General features: G+C 40.9%; 9 protein-coding genes and 2 riboswitches. Of the genes, 8 read left to right on the top strand and 1 reads right to left on the bottom strand.

The window, feature by feature from the left end; all coding sequences use genetic code 11:
• The first annotated feature begins 153 nt into the window (after nucleotides 1-153).
• Nucleotides 154-1728: an S-layer homology domain-containing protein gene (locus ACIQ0H_RS20695; RefSeq protein ID WP_403419050.1), complete on the top strand. Its 1575-nt coding sequence runs from the start codon at nucleotides 154-156 to the stop codon at nucleotides 1726-1728.
• Nucleotides 1729-1826: 98 nt separating this feature from the next.
• On the opposite strand, the gene ACIQ0H_RS20700 is transcribed toward ACIQ0H_RS20695, so the two are convergent.
• Nucleotides 1827-2864, bottom strand: coding sequence for an AI-2E family transporter (locus ACIQ0H_RS20700; protein WP_403419052.1), 1038 nt, complete (start codon nucleotides 2862-2864; stop codon nucleotides 1827-1829).
• A 280-nt stretch (nucleotides 2865-3144) separates the two neighbouring features.
• On the opposite strand from ACIQ0H_RS20700, the gene ACIQ0H_RS20705 reads away from it, so the two are divergent.
• The 7 genes from ACIQ0H_RS20705 to ACIQ0H_RS20735 all read left to right on the top strand — a co-directional run bounded on the left by ACIQ0H_RS20705 (nucleotide 3145) and on the right by ACIQ0H_RS20735 (nucleotide 13202).
• Nucleotides 3145-4620, top strand: a complete 1476-nt coding sequence (locus ACIQ0H_RS20705; protein WP_403419054.1) for a nicotinate phosphoribosyltransferase — start codon at nucleotides 3145-3147, stop codon at nucleotides 4618-4620.
• A gap of 64 nt (nucleotides 4621-4684) precedes the next feature.
• Nucleotides 4685-5509 (top strand): ammonia-dependent NAD(+) synthetase, encoded by an 825-nt coding sequence (nadE, locus tag ACIQ0H_RS20710; RefSeq protein ID WP_403419056.1) that lies wholly within the window; start codon nucleotides 4685-4687, stop codon nucleotides 5507-5509.
• Between the two features lie 196 nt (nucleotides 5510-5705).
• Nucleotides 5706-6656, top strand: coding sequence for an AAA family ATPase (locus ACIQ0H_RS20715; RefSeq protein ID WP_403419058.1), 951 nt, complete (start codon nucleotides 5706-5708; stop codon nucleotides 6654-6656).
• Complete coding sequence (locus tag ACIQ0H_RS20720; protein ID WP_403419060.1) at nucleotides 6653-7867, top strand: DUF58 domain-containing protein; 1215 nt, start codon at nucleotides 6653-6655, stop codon at nucleotides 7865-7867. Before ACIQ0H_RS20715 ends, ACIQ0H_RS20720 begins: the two co-directional genes overlap by 4 nt.
• Nucleotides 7864-10050, top strand: coding sequence for a transglutaminaseTgpA domain-containing protein (locus ACIQ0H_RS20725; RefSeq protein WP_403419062.1), 2187 nt, complete (start codon nucleotides 7864-7866; stop codon nucleotides 10048-10050). Before ACIQ0H_RS20720 ends, ACIQ0H_RS20725 begins: the two co-directional genes overlap by 4 nt.
• A gap of 31 nt (nucleotides 10051-10081) precedes the next feature.
• Nucleotides 10082-10183, top strand: a riboswitch (purine riboswitch).
• Nucleotides 10184-10373: 190 nt separating this feature from the next.
• A complete protein-coding gene (guaA, locus tag ACIQ0H_RS20730; protein ID WP_403419064.1) occupies nucleotides 10374-11678 on the top strand; it encodes a glutamine-hydrolyzing GMP synthase in 1305 nt (434 codons plus the stop codon).
• A riboswitch (purine riboswitch) is annotated at nucleotides 11671-11772 on the top strand. (Overlaps the previous gene by 8 nt.)
• Before the next feature lie 95 nt (nucleotides 11773-11867).
• Nucleotides 11868-13202, top strand: coding sequence for an NCS2 family permease (locus ACIQ0H_RS20735; RefSeq protein ID WP_403419066.1), 1335 nt, complete (start codon nucleotides 11868-11870; stop codon nucleotides 13200-13202).
• Nucleotides 13203-13605 lie beyond the last annotated feature (403 nt).

Consider the following 13605-nt stretch of genomic DNA (forward strand, 5'->3'; position numbering starts at 1 on the left):
TATGACATTGTGAAAATTAAGAAATTGACTGTTAGTGTTTCGAATAAATGGAAGAATGCGAGTATCGCACGGACCTAATTATACCAATGAAAATATTAACTATACACACTATAATAAGGATTGGACTACTAAGCTCCGGAAAGGAAGTTTTGAGTGTACAAGCTAATTATGAAGTGTATCGTAGCCGTGCTAGTACTTGGGTGTATTTCAACATCACCTGCCAAAGCAGCTTCACCGACTACGTTTAAGGATGTTACGAGTTTTAAGAAGGAAATCGAGTTTTTAACGAGTAAAGAAATTATTTTTGGTTATTCCGATGGAACATTTCGTCCAAACGCACCGATTCAGAGGGTGCAGGCCATCCAAATGATTATGCGGGAAATGAAGCCAGAATTAGGTCATTCTCCTAATCCTAAATTTAAAGATGTAAAGCCTGAAGATCGTGGTTATGACGAAATTTCCAAGGCTGTGGAAATGGGGATTATTTCAGGGAAACCCGGAAATATCTTTGATCCAAAGGGGAATTTAACGCGTGCGGAAATGGCGACAATACTTGCGAAAGCCTACGAATTGGGAGGGATCTATCCAATAGGGTTTTCGGATGTGGCAACGGGTTACTGGGGATACCCTTTTATATCTGCGTTAGCGGCGAACAATATTACTGTTGGCTATAGTGATGGAACATTTAAGCCGACGAAAACCATTGATCGCGCACAGTTCTCCGCATTTATGGCACGGATTATCGAACCGTCTTTCCAGCCCCACAATGAACAAGTTGCCGATACGCATGTAATGGGGATTTTGGATGCTTATATCATTGATTATGCGAAGCATCCGACTAAACCAATTATTTACACGTTAGATGGAAGTACTAATGAAATTGCAGCTATCAATTATGAGACGTTAGCAATAGAATCCGTTACATTAAATCTTCCGGTGGAGCGAATGGCCTATGCGAACGGTAAATTATATGTCACGCAATTAAAGGGGAAACACAGTTCATATTGGTATGATGAAGACCAGCAAGGGGCATTTGCTGTTATCGATGCAGCAACAATGTCTTTGGAAAAAGTCATCCATATTGATCTTGACCCGTATGATATTGAAGCGGATGACAATGGGATTGTTTACATCTCACCGGGATCAGGACAACATTCAAGAATTGAAAGTTTCGACAGTAAAACGGGTAAACGATTAAGCTCACAACGAATGACCGAGCAAACATTAATCGGAATGCACCCGTCACAAAGCAGAATTTATGCAATCACTACTGCAGTTTCACCAAGAACTATAGCGACGCATACAATTGATAACGGGGTGTTAAGTGATGAAGTGCGTTCGCCTTACCATGGCACCTATCCGCTGGGCAAAGATTTGACCATCTCGCCGGACGGCAAATATCTATTGAATAGCACAGGTCATATTTTCCGTTCTTCAGCAACAGCTAGCTCCGATATGTACTACTTTAGTAAGTTAGATCGTCCGTATAGCTCGATTGCTTTCGATCTGCAATACGGTGAATTTTATACAGCAAACAATAAAAACTACATTCAGTCGTATGATTACACGACGATGGAGCCAATCGATCAGATAAGAACATATGGTAACGTTAACAAAATGTTTTATGATGATGAATCACATGTATTGGTTATCTTTTCGACAATCAAACTTGGCAACTCAAAAGTGCCATTTACAGGGGTAGAAATTCTCCAATTTAACATGGAATAATCATTCATACGTATTTTTTGAATTGAAGGCGGAGCTTTGCTGCTCTTTGAAAAAAAGACAAGACAAGGTGGAAAATTCCCTCCTTGTCTTGTCTTTTTTTATTTCCGTATTTTGGATATTGACTTCGTCTCCACAGGTTCTTTATCAGTCACTTCCAGTACGTCAAGTAGGAAAACAAAAACCGGAATCCCGATGATCAATCCCCAAACGCCAAAGAAGTTTTGTGAGAAAATGAGCACAATGAATGTGTAAAAAACGGGTAAATCTGTTTTGGAAGACATGAGCTTAGGGTTTAAAATATAAGCCTCGATGGCATGGATAATCATGACAGCTACGAACAAGTAGATGACCTTTAACAGCCCGCCAATTGTAAATGCAATAATCGTGAGCGGAACCAAAGAAATGATGACACCAGCAACAGGGATGAGCCCTAAAAAGAATATCATAATGGATAAGCCAATGATTTGTGGGAATCCTAGTACCATCAATACGATGACTGACAAAAATGTATTAACAAGCGCAATGATGAACTGGGCTTCAATCACTTTCCCAAACGTACGGGAAAACTTTTGGCTAAAGAATTTAATTTCAAAATAAAACGGGGCAATCTTGCTGTTTTTAAACTTGCCCGTAAACTCAATTAAACGCGGTTTTTCGAGAAGGAAAAACAAGCTTAATAGTAAAGCAATTAGGACTTGAACACTTGTTTTACTAATATCCGTAAAAGATTTTAGTAGAAATGAAAATCCATCTTCTAAATAAGCGGTAATCTTATCGCTAGAAATAACAGATTCAATGGAGTTAAGTAATGGATTGTCATGTTGTTGCGTAGAGAAACTGGTAATCTGCTTGATCAATTGACTGATTTCTAATGAGATAATCGGCAAATATTTAACAAGGGCGACTGTCAAAATGCCGACAATCGTAGTATAAAGAAACAGAACTAATAATTTTCGATTTAACTGTATACGTTTGACGGTGAATTCTACAAGCCGATCCATCAAAAATGCAAAAATAAATGTTAGCAAGATTAAATTCATCATACTTCTTACGCTATATAGAATTAAAATAATCAACGCAAAAATAATGACTCGCTTTACTCCTTTGTTCTTAAAGAAATCGGTTACTACTTCCATATTTGGATAATACCCCTCATTATTTATTTTGAGTGAAAATTATGTCGTAAATCCTCTAATGATAGTATCAACCCCCGGGGTTAATATTACAAGCCATAGATGTTGAAATGATAAGTTTATCTGTCACTTGGAATGCTTTCGTTTTGTTCGGACCTGTGTGTGATGATTCACTCCTTTTTTTGTGAGCACCTTAAAATGTCGTTTCATGCTATAGAAGCTCGAATTTCGCGTAAATGGTGTATACTATGGGTACCTAAGTAATTGGAAGAAGGAGATTGTTATGAGTTCAAAATATGCAGATGACAGTTTGGCTTTACATACGGACCTTTATCAAATCAATATGGCGGAATCATACTGGGCGGATGGTATTCATAATCGTAAATCCGTGTTTGAATTATTTTTCAGGAGCTTACCGTTTGGTAATGGTTATGCGGTGTTTGCAGGGCTTGAAAGGATTCTTGACTTTTTGAGGAATCTTCACTTTAGTGAAAGCGATTTGGCCTATTTACGGGATGAGCTTGGCTATGGAGAGGATTTTATTGATTACTTGAAGGATTTACGTTTTACGGGAGATGTCTATTCAATGGTAGAAGGCGAACTCGTTTTTGCTAACGAACCCATCATTCGAATTGAAGCACCGTTAATCCAAGCGCAGTTAATTGAGACAGCCCTTTTAAATATTGTTAACTATCAAACGCTGATTGCAACAAAAGCGAGCCGCATTAAACAAGTTGTGAAAGATGAAGTCGTCATGGAATTTGGGACACGCCGTGCGCATGAGATGGATGCAGCGATTTGGGGTGCACGCGCATCCATTATTGGTGGCATTGAAGCGACAAGTAATGTTCGTGCAGGGAAAAGATTCGATATTCCATTGTCAGGTACGCACGCCCATTCAATGGTACAAGCTTATAAGAGTGAGTACGAGGCGTTTCATTCCTATGCGAAGCGTCATAAGGACTGCGTTTTCCTCGTTGATACTTATAATACGTTGAAGATTGGGATTCCGACAGCGATTCAAGTGGCGAAAGAACTTGGCGATCAAATCAATTTCATTGGTATACGTCTGGATAGCGGCGATATTTCGTTTTTATCGAAGGAAGCGCGCCGCATGTTAGATGAGGCTGGATTCCCAGATGCAAAAGTTGTCGTGTCAAATGATTTGGACGAATATACAATTCTTAACTTGAAAGCGCAAGGCGCAAAGGTAGATGTGTGGGGGATAGGTACAAAACTCATCACTGCTTATGATCAGCCGGCACTAGGCGCAGTATATAAGATCGTTTCCATTGAGAACGAGACAGGCGAAATGGTCGATACGATTAAGATTTCATCGACAACGGAAAAAGTGACAACACCTGGCCGGAAAAAACTGTACCGCATTATTGACTTGGAAAATGGCAAGGCTGAAGGGGATTACATTACGATGTATGATGAGGATCCTGCAGCTGAAAAGCGCCTTAAAATGTTCCATCCTGTTCACACATTTGTATCTAAGTTTGTGACGAACTTTGAAGCAAGAAATTTGCATGTGAAGGTCGTTGAAACTGGGCAGGTGATCTATGAGAACCCACCACTATTGCAGATGCGTGATTATGCGAAAGAGAATTTAGATTTACTATGGGATGAATATAAACGCTCGTTGAATCCTGAGGAATATCCTGTCGATTTAAGCCAAAAATGTTGGGATAACAAAATGTGCAACATCCAGGAAGTTCAGGAAATGGTGGAGGACTTTAGCTTCAATCAGCAGTAGTCGCCCATTTCTCTTTAGTAGAAGGGCCCAAACCTTTGATGAATAAGTGGGGAGGTAGACAGTGGTGACACTACAAGAAAAAATCATTGCTGAATTGAAAGTACAACCCGTCATTGATCCTCGAGAAGAGATTCGTAAGTCAGTTGACTTCATGAAAGCTTATGCCAGAAAAAATTCGTTTTTAAACGGTTTCGTATTAGGCATTTCAGGCGGGCAGGATTCGACATTGGTCGGTAAACTTGCACAGTTGGCAATCGATGAGTTAAACAGTGAAGACGGAACAGATCGTTATCGATTCATTGCGATTCGACTGCCGTACGGAACGCAGTTTGATGAGGATGATTGTCAGGATGCTCTCGATTTTATCGGACCAACAAAGATCTATACGGTGAATATTAAAGAAGCGGTCGATGCTAGTGAGCGTTCGTTGAAGGCGGCTGGTATAACGCTAACCGATTATTCCAAGGGGAATGAAAAGGCGCGAGAACGGATGAAGGTTCAATATTCTGTCGCGGCTATGCATAACTGTGTCGTACTTGGAACGGATCATGCGGCAGAGGCAATTACCGGATTCTATACGAAGTTTGGAGATGGTGGCGCTGACCTGATGCCGATCTTTAGATTGAACAAGCGGCAAGGGAAAGAATTACTAAAAGAGCTCGGTTGTCCGGCACATCTCTATTTAAAAGTACCGACTGCGGACTTGGAAGAAGAGAAGCCGGCGCTTCCGGATGAAGTTGCGCTAGGGGTTACGTATGATCATCTTGATGATTACCTTGAAGGCAAAGAAATTCCGCAAGAGCCTCGTGAAAAAGTTGAAAATCATTTTTTACGCTCGCAACACAAACGACATATGCCTATCACGGTTTTTGATGATTTTTGGAAATAAGATGATGAAGGACTCCTTTGGGGGTCCTTTTGTTGTTGCTTAGGAAATTATAAAATCTCGAGCTGTGACGTCTAGGCTCCAGAGGTTTTGTTCTTTAGCGCTTAAGTTGTATGGAAATCGGATATCCTGTATGATGAAGTTATATTTTGTTAATTTTCGGATAAAGTGAATGTGGTATACAATTGGGGGATTTGCTATGACTTATAATGAAACGATTGAGAAGGTCTTGACGAATATTGAAAAAGTTATGATTGGGAAACGAGATATCGCCGAGTTGAGTGTTACTGCGCTGCTTGCGGGTGGACATGTCTTACTTGAGGATGTACCAGGCGTTGGAAAAACAATGATGGTCAAGGCGCTGGCAAGATCGATAGGGGCGGATTTCAAACGAATCCAATTCACGCCGGATTTACTTCCTTCTGATGTTCTTGGTGTTTCAATTTACAACCCTAAGGCGATGGAATTTGAATTTAGACCAGGACCGATTATGGGCAATATTGTTCTTGCAGATGAGATTAATCGTACATCACCAAAAACACAAGCGGCATTATTAGAAGGAATGGAAGAATCCTCCGTGACGATTGACGGTGAAACGATGCGAATTCCTCAACCGTTTTTTGTTATGGCCACGCAAAACCCGATTGAGTATGAAGGGACATATCCCTTGCCAGAAGCGCAATTGGATCGTTTTTTATTCAAATTGAAAATGGGCTATCCGACGAAGTTAGAGGAAGCAGAAATCCTGAGTCGCGCTGAAAAAGAAGTGCCTATCGACAAGCTAGAAATGGTTATTTCGCTTGACGATTTAAAAGTGTTACAAAAGGCTGTAAAGGAGGTGGCTGTCAACGAAACGATTAAAACGTATATTATTAATTGTGCATCGGAGACACGCAACCACCCTTATGTCTATCTTGGCGTAAGTCCACGTGGTTCGTTGGCGCTTATGAAGGCAAGCCAAGCCTACGCATTACTAAAAGGCAGGGCGTATGTCACGCCAGATGATGTCCAATACCTTTCGCAGTTCGTCTTTGGCCACCGAATGATTTTGAAACCAGAGGCTAAATATGAGGGGATTTCTACAAAGGAAATTGTGGATCGGATTCTAACGAAGGTACGTGTGCCAGTGGATGGAGTCCGTCTGAAATGAGAAAGGTCAGAAAAGTGCTCGACATTTTTGGACGATTTCTTTTTGTCCTGTGTGTCCTGGCATTGACATTTGTTTTTGCGATGTTTCAGGGGGGCAAGGTTAGTTGGACCATTTTTTATAGTTTATTACCATTCGTCATGTATTCTACTTTGTTATTTTTCTATCCACTTACGGAGATTAAGGTGAAACGGTCAATCCAAACAGTAAGTAACCGAAATGGTGGCAAATTTCTGGTGACACTGTTAGTGAAGCGAAAAAGTCGTTTTCCATTATTATATACCGTGGTGAGTGAGAAATGGGCAGATGACAAGAGGGATTCGATGGTAGATGTCCGATTAAAAAAGCTGTTCATTTTTGGATTTCGTAAAGAAAAGGAATGGCAATATGAAATTGAACAGTTGCCAAGGGGAGAGCATGTCCTACAAGGTGTAGTCGTTGAAGTGTCGGATTTTTTTGGTTGGCTCCGTAAGACGAAATTCATAGATGCGAAGGATACAATTCTTGTATTTCCGAAAATGATGGATCTCGATTATGTTCCGTTTGATACGCAATATGATCGTGGAACGCAGGCTTCCCTTCTAAACATTGTCAAAGATACAACGATGGCAACCGGGGTTCGGGGGTATCAGCCTGGAGATCGGGTGACGTGGATTCATTGGAAGTCATTTGCACGAACGCAGACTTTGATGACGAAAGAGTTTGAGGACAGACGGTCACAAGAGTTATTTCTCATATTAGATGGTAGGGTAACCGGAACGTTTGAGGAGCAAGTGGAATTGACTGCTTCAATTATGAAAGAAGCTTCTAGTCATCAAGCAGGACTTGCGTTAATGACGACAGGTTCTGAATCTTCTTTATTTCCTATGATCCAGTCTGAAGAGCAACAGCATCAAGCACTTGTTCACCTTGCAAAAATAAAGCCTACTGAGAAAGATAAAACGGCGACGTCATCGGATTTTGGAACGGGATTTCAGCATGGTGGCAGTATTGTCCTTGTCACTGGAAAGCCTGATTGGTCTTTTATGAAGTCATTGCTACGCGGCACCAAAAATGCTAGATCTATTATTTGCTTTGTTGTTATAAAAGGAGATGAACCGACACCTAGCGCCATCGAGGAAGATATTCGATTGGCCAGGTCAAAGGGAGTTATCGTGCATGTACTAGGAAAAGAACAGTTTAGGGAAGCTTTCAAAGAGGTGGCAGGCCGATGACTGGAAAACGAATAGACAGGCGACTTTTAGTACTTTTATATGTACTTGGATTTGTTCTTTTACGGGAATGGCTTATCCCTGTGATGGAATTGACTGATACGAATTATCTGGGATTATTCCTACTGTTTGCTGCCATATCTTTTTTAATGGCGCTGGTGGGTGCGAAGTGGTGGATAACTGCACCGATAAAAATTATCTATATCTTGTGGGTTATCCACTATATTTATTTAGATAAAGTACTATTCTCAAAGGAAACAATTCTGTACGTATTCAAAGATTTTACGTCAAACGTGCCGATCATCATCGGTTCGGATTGGGATAATATTACGAACCCATTGAAAACCGTATTATTCTTTATTCTATTATGGATGACAACCTATCTGATCCGTCACTGGATAGAGGTAAGGAAAAGTATTCTACTTTTTTATATGATGACAGTTATATTTATTGCAACGATTGATACGTTTAGTCCGTATTCGGCGGCAGATTCTATTTTCAGGATTATGGTATCTGGATTATTACTTCTAGGTCTTCTTTTCATTTCTAAGCTTACAGAAAGGCATAACAAGCCGATTTCGATAGGTGCATTCGTTTCGATCTCATTACCACTTCTTTTTGTGGTGGTACTGAGTGGGACTTTTGCGAACGTCCTTCCAAAACAAGGACCCGTTTGGTCGGATCCGGTCCCCTATTTTAAATCGATTGTTCAAGGAAATGGAGTAGGTGGTAGTGGTACTGGCATTGCGAAAAGCGGGTATGACACGGATGATTCCGCCCTTGGGGGAGGATTCATGCCGGATGATACGGTTGTTTTTGAGGTGAAAGTGCCCACTAGGCAATATTGGAAAATTGAAACGAAGAATACGTATACGTCAAAAGGCTGGGAGCAAGTACCCCCAAGTAACAACCAGAAGGCTTTTCCGCCGGGAGAAGAGCTGGGGGAGCCCGAAAGGTTGGGCAAACCGCCAAGGCTTGCCGAATTTCAAGTAGTAGAACCTTTTCCCTTCATCCTATATCCCTATGGACTAAACAAAGTATTTGCGACGAGTGATGTTCTTTTTCTACATTCGGAGATGTCTGGGAAGTATAGTACACTTCGCGGAGGAAGCGAAGGTTCACTTAGCTCATACGAAATTGAGTTTAGGGAGCCGGAATATAGTTTAGCGGCGTTAAAGGCTACTAGGATGACGGATTATGCTACTGAAAATGAAGATTTCACGCCCTATTTACAGTTGCCGAAGGAGCTTCCACAGCGTGTGAAAGAATTGGCAGCAACAATCACTGCGCAGAAGGAAAGCGTCTACGAAAAGACGAAGGAAATTGAGAAGTACTTCGGAAAAAACGGTTTTGTTTATACACAGCAGGATGTGGCCATACCAAAATCGGGTGATGATTATGTTGATCAGTTCCTTTTCGATACGAAAAGTGGCTACTGCGACAACTTTTCAACATCTATGGTTGTCATGTTACGTGCGCTTGATATTCCAGCCCGTTGGGTAAAGGGATTTGCCCCAGGGAAGTCTATTTTAAATGATGAAGGTGAATGGGTTTTCCAGGTTACGAATAATGAAGCACATTCATGGGTTGAAGCATATATGCCGGGAATTGGTTGGATGCCTTTTGAGCCGACGATTGGATTTAACGGGATATCTGATGTTACCTATGATGTAGAAGTGGAACGGGCTGAGCCGGAAGTACCTGAAGTTAAGAAGCCAGAACAACCAAAGCCAGAACAAAAAAAGACGCCTACTAAAGTCGAAAAAGATTTTGATTTGGGTAAATACTTTAGTTCAGTTGGTTCATGGCTGAAAAAGAATCTCTGGATAGTTGTTGTGGCTATAACTGTTCTGGTATCGATTGCGTGGAGATTATTCGTGGTGAGGGTAAAATGGCTGCCGCGCGTGTTGATTTATGCAAATCGATCAGGAAAGGCAGACTGGAATACATTCGACAAACAGTATAAGAGTTTGTTGAAGCAGCTTGATCGATTCGGATTGAAGCGTGCGGTTGGTATGACATTATCTGATTATGCAATGACTGTAGATGACTATTTTGGCGGAGATGGAATGAGGAAGCTGACTACTGCTTATGAAAAAGGTTTGTATGGTGGGAATACAATCGATCATGAGTGGGCGGTTTTGCGTGAAGTGTGGGAAGATTTAATCAATAGGACTTCGGGTTGATTTTTGGCGGATATAGAAGTAGAATTAAAGAAAGAATAACCCCAGGTGCCCTCATATATGTCCGATAATATGGTTCGGATGTTTCTACCAAGTTGCCGTAAATGACTTGACTATGTAGGCGGATTCAGCTCATAATTTGGGCTGTTTTCGCTTTTTGTAGATGATGAGACGCGCGGAAAGAAGTTCTTTCTGTCGCGTCTTTCTCTATTTGAAAGGACCTTGTGGGATGTCCGAAATACAGTAATGTTACACGATGAAAAAATCAATTGGTAAAACAGCTGGAAAAGGCTAAAATAATAGGATTAAAGGGAGGTTGTTTCATCATGAAGCAGGACAATATTTTAGTATTGGATTTAGGTAGTAGTGAGAATACGACAATAGCCCGTTGGATTCGTGATTTAGGCGTATATAGTGAGATTCACCCTCATGATATTACGGCCCAAAATATTGAAGAGTTAAAAACGGTAAAAGGGATCATTTTAAATGGTGGTAAAAATAATATCGTTGATGGCGAAGCGATTGATGTATTAGATGAAATTTACGCTTTAAATATCCCGGTAATTAGTGTGGGTCACCCATCTACGAAAGCACTTAAAACTCTTGAGCAATGGTCAAGTGAAGAAGAAACGAAAGCATTGCTAAAAGATTTCGTTTTCAATACTTGTAAAGCGGAAGCTAATTGGAATATGAAAAACTTCATTGAAGACCAAGTTGCTTTAGTTCGCGAGCAAGTGGGCGACAAAAAAGTACTGCTGGCTCTTTCAGGCGGTGTTGATTCGTCTGTCGTTGCTGCATTGCTAATTAAGGCAATTGGCAAGCAATTAGTTTGCGTGCACGTAAATCACGGTTTAATGCGTAAAAATGAGTCTGAGGGCGTTATAAAAATGTTCGAAAAAGACCTTGAAGATAACCTTGTTTACGTGGATGCAAGCGAGCGTTTCTTAGGCAAGCTAAAAGGTGTAGACGAGCCAGAAGAAAAACGCAAAATTATCGGTAATGAATTTATTCGCGTATTTGAAGAAGAAGCACGAAAACTTGAAGGAATTGATTTCTTAGCACAAGGGACAATCTATCCAGATATCGTTGAATCGGGTACGAAAACACATAAAGTCGTAAAATCTCACCATAATGTTGGGGGACTTCCAGAAGACTTGCAATTTAAGTTAGTGGAACCATTATTCCAGTTATTCAAAGATGAAGTACGTGCATGTGGTGTTGAGTTAGGTCTTCCACATGACATGGTTTATCGTCAACCATTCCCAGGGCCTGGTCTAGGGGTACGTGTTTTAGGAGAGATTGAGCCAGTACGTCTTGAAGCAGTACGCGAATCAGATGCTATTTTGCGCGAAGAATTTGCACTCGCAGGATTGGATCAGAAGGTTTGGCAATACTTTACGATTGTTCCGAACTTCAAATCTGTCGGTGTAAGCAACAACGAGCGTACGTATGAATATCCAGTCATTATTCGTGCCGTCAACACAGTAGATGCGATGACAGCGACAGTGGAACAAATCGATTGGCCAATTCTTCTAAAAATCACTGACCGCATCATTAACGAAGTAGAAAATGTAAACCGCGTATGCTATGACCTGTCTCCAAAGCCAGGTGGCACAATTGAGTGGGAATAAAAATAAAGATTAACGTATAATTCTGGGGATATGGCCCGGAAGTTTCTACCGAAACACCTTAAATGTTTCGACTACGATCAGATAGAAGGGGATACCCCCTTCTATTTGGTTTTGTAATTGGGAAGTATACGATGTAATAACGTATGCTTCTTTTTTTATTTTAAAAAACTTATTCAGAGGACGGTTGAAATGAAAAAATACTTTGAGTTCGATAAGTTAGGCACGAACTATCGCCGTGAAATTATCGGAGGGATGACAACATTTCTAGCTATGGCATATATCCTTGTCGTCAATCCATTAATGTTGTCGTTGGATGCTATTCCGGATTTGCCGGACGAAATGCGTATGGATAAAGGTGCTGTATTCGTTGCAACTGCCCTTGCAGCGGCTGTAGGCTCACTATTTATGGGGGTTATTGCTAGGTATCCGATTGGACTAGCACCGGGAATGGGGCTGAACGCCTTTTTCGCCTTTTCTGTTGTATTAGGACTAGGTATTCCATGGCAAACAGCATTAACGGGCGTATTATGTTCAGGGCTTATTTTTATTATTCTATCGCTCACAGGCTTACGTGAGATTATTATTAATGCCATCCCTACGCAGCTTAAATTTGCAGTGGGCGCTGGAATTGGTCTTTTTATCACATTCCTTGGACTTCAAAATGCAAAAATTATTGTTGCTGATCCAAATACGCTAGTAACTCTTGGGGATCTTTCGAGTGGTCCAACTTTACTCGCTATATTTGGTCTCGTCATTACTGTTATTATGATGGTACGTAAACTCAAAGGCGCAATCTTTTATGGCATGATCACAACAACTATTGTAGGAATTATTGCGGGTTTAATTGATTTGCCTGAAAAAATTGTCGCAAAAGTGCCAAGCGTGGCACCTACATTTGGCGCGGCATTCGATGCGATATTCCAAGATCCGGCTTCATTGTTTACAACTCAATTTCTTGTTATTGTCATTACATTCTTGTTTGTGGACTTCTTTGACACGGCGGGTACACTTGTCGCAGTCGCAAATCAGGCGGGACTTATGAAAGATGATAAGTTGCCACGAGCTGGCAAAGCGCTTCTTTCAGATTCATTGGCAACTGTAACGGGGGCTGTTTTTGGGACTTCGACAACGACTTCCTACATTGAATCAACTGCAGGAGTTGCGGCGGGAGCAAGAACGGGATTTGCTTCTATTGTAACGGGGCTTCTATTTCTACTTGCTTTGTTCTTTTCACCGTTATTGTTTGTCATTACTTCTGAAGTGACTGCACCCGCGTTGATTATTGTCGGGGTACTGATGGTTTCGACGTTAGGGAATATTGAATGGACAAGGTTTGAAATTGCAGTTCCGGCTTTCTTTACGATTATCGCAATGCCTCTTACTTACAGCATCGCGACAGGGATTGCCATTGGATTTATATTCTATCCAATTACGATGATCTTGAGCGGTCATAAGAAAGACGTTCATCCGATCATGTATGGACTATGGGTAATCTTCATCTTGTACTTTATCTTTATTAAGTGAATGATATCTTATAGTAGGAACGGTTCCCATGGTTGTTGTGGGAACCGTTTTTCATTTGATTAAATGGATGATTAGACTAGGAGTTTAACAATTATTAATAAAAGTTTTACGAAAGTGTTGACATTCTTTTTTAAGGATGTTATATTTACTAAGCAGTCAACGAGAACGACAAAAAACGACAGCGAGTTACACAAAATGAACCTTGAAAACTGAACAGCAAAACGTCAACGAAATATAGCGAAGGTGCCAAGCGCACTTGAGCAAAACGTTTCTAAGTAAAACGATTTCCGTCGGATGAACAGAAACACACATGACATTATTAATTTAATGCCAGCAAGAAATGAGCTATTCATTTTCTTCTATTATGGAGAGTTTGATCCTGGCTCAGGACGAACGCTGGCGG

This window comes from Sporosarcina sp. NPDC096371 (assembly GCF_044762865.1).
In the GTDB taxonomy this organism is placed as follows: Bacteria; Bacillota; Bacilli; order Bacillales_A; family Planococcaceae; genus Sporosarcina.

Excerpts from the sequence above, each read along its gene's own strand:
- ACIQ0H_RS20700 (WP_403419052.1), bottom strand. The coding sequence starts at position 2,864 with ATGGAAGTAGTAACCGATTTCTTTAAGAACAAAGGAGTAAAGCGAGTC.
- ACIQ0H_RS20735 (WP_403419066.1), top strand. The coding sequence starts at position 11,868 with ATGAAAAAATACTTTGAGTTCGATAAGTTAGGCACGAACTATCGCCGT.
- ACIQ0H_RS20725 (WP_403419062.1), top strand. The coding sequence starts at position 7,864 with ATGACTGGAAAACGAATAGACAGGCGACTTTTAGTACTTTTATATGTA.
- ACIQ0H_RS20715 (WP_403419058.1), top strand. The coding sequence starts at position 5,706 with ATGACTTATAATGAAACGATTGAGAAGGTCTTGACGAATATTGAAAAA.
- ACIQ0H_RS20705 (WP_403419054.1), top strand. The coding sequence starts at position 3,145 with ATGAGTTCAAAATATGCAGATGACAGTTTGGCTTTACATACGGACCTT.
- guaA (WP_403419064.1), top strand. The coding sequence starts at position 10,374 with ATGAAGCAGGACAATATTTTAGTATTGGATTTAGGTAGTAGTGAGAAT.
- ACIQ0H_RS20720 (WP_403419060.1), top strand. The coding sequence starts at position 6,653 with ATGAGAAAGGTCAGAAAAGTGCTCGACATTTTTGGACGATTTCTTTTT.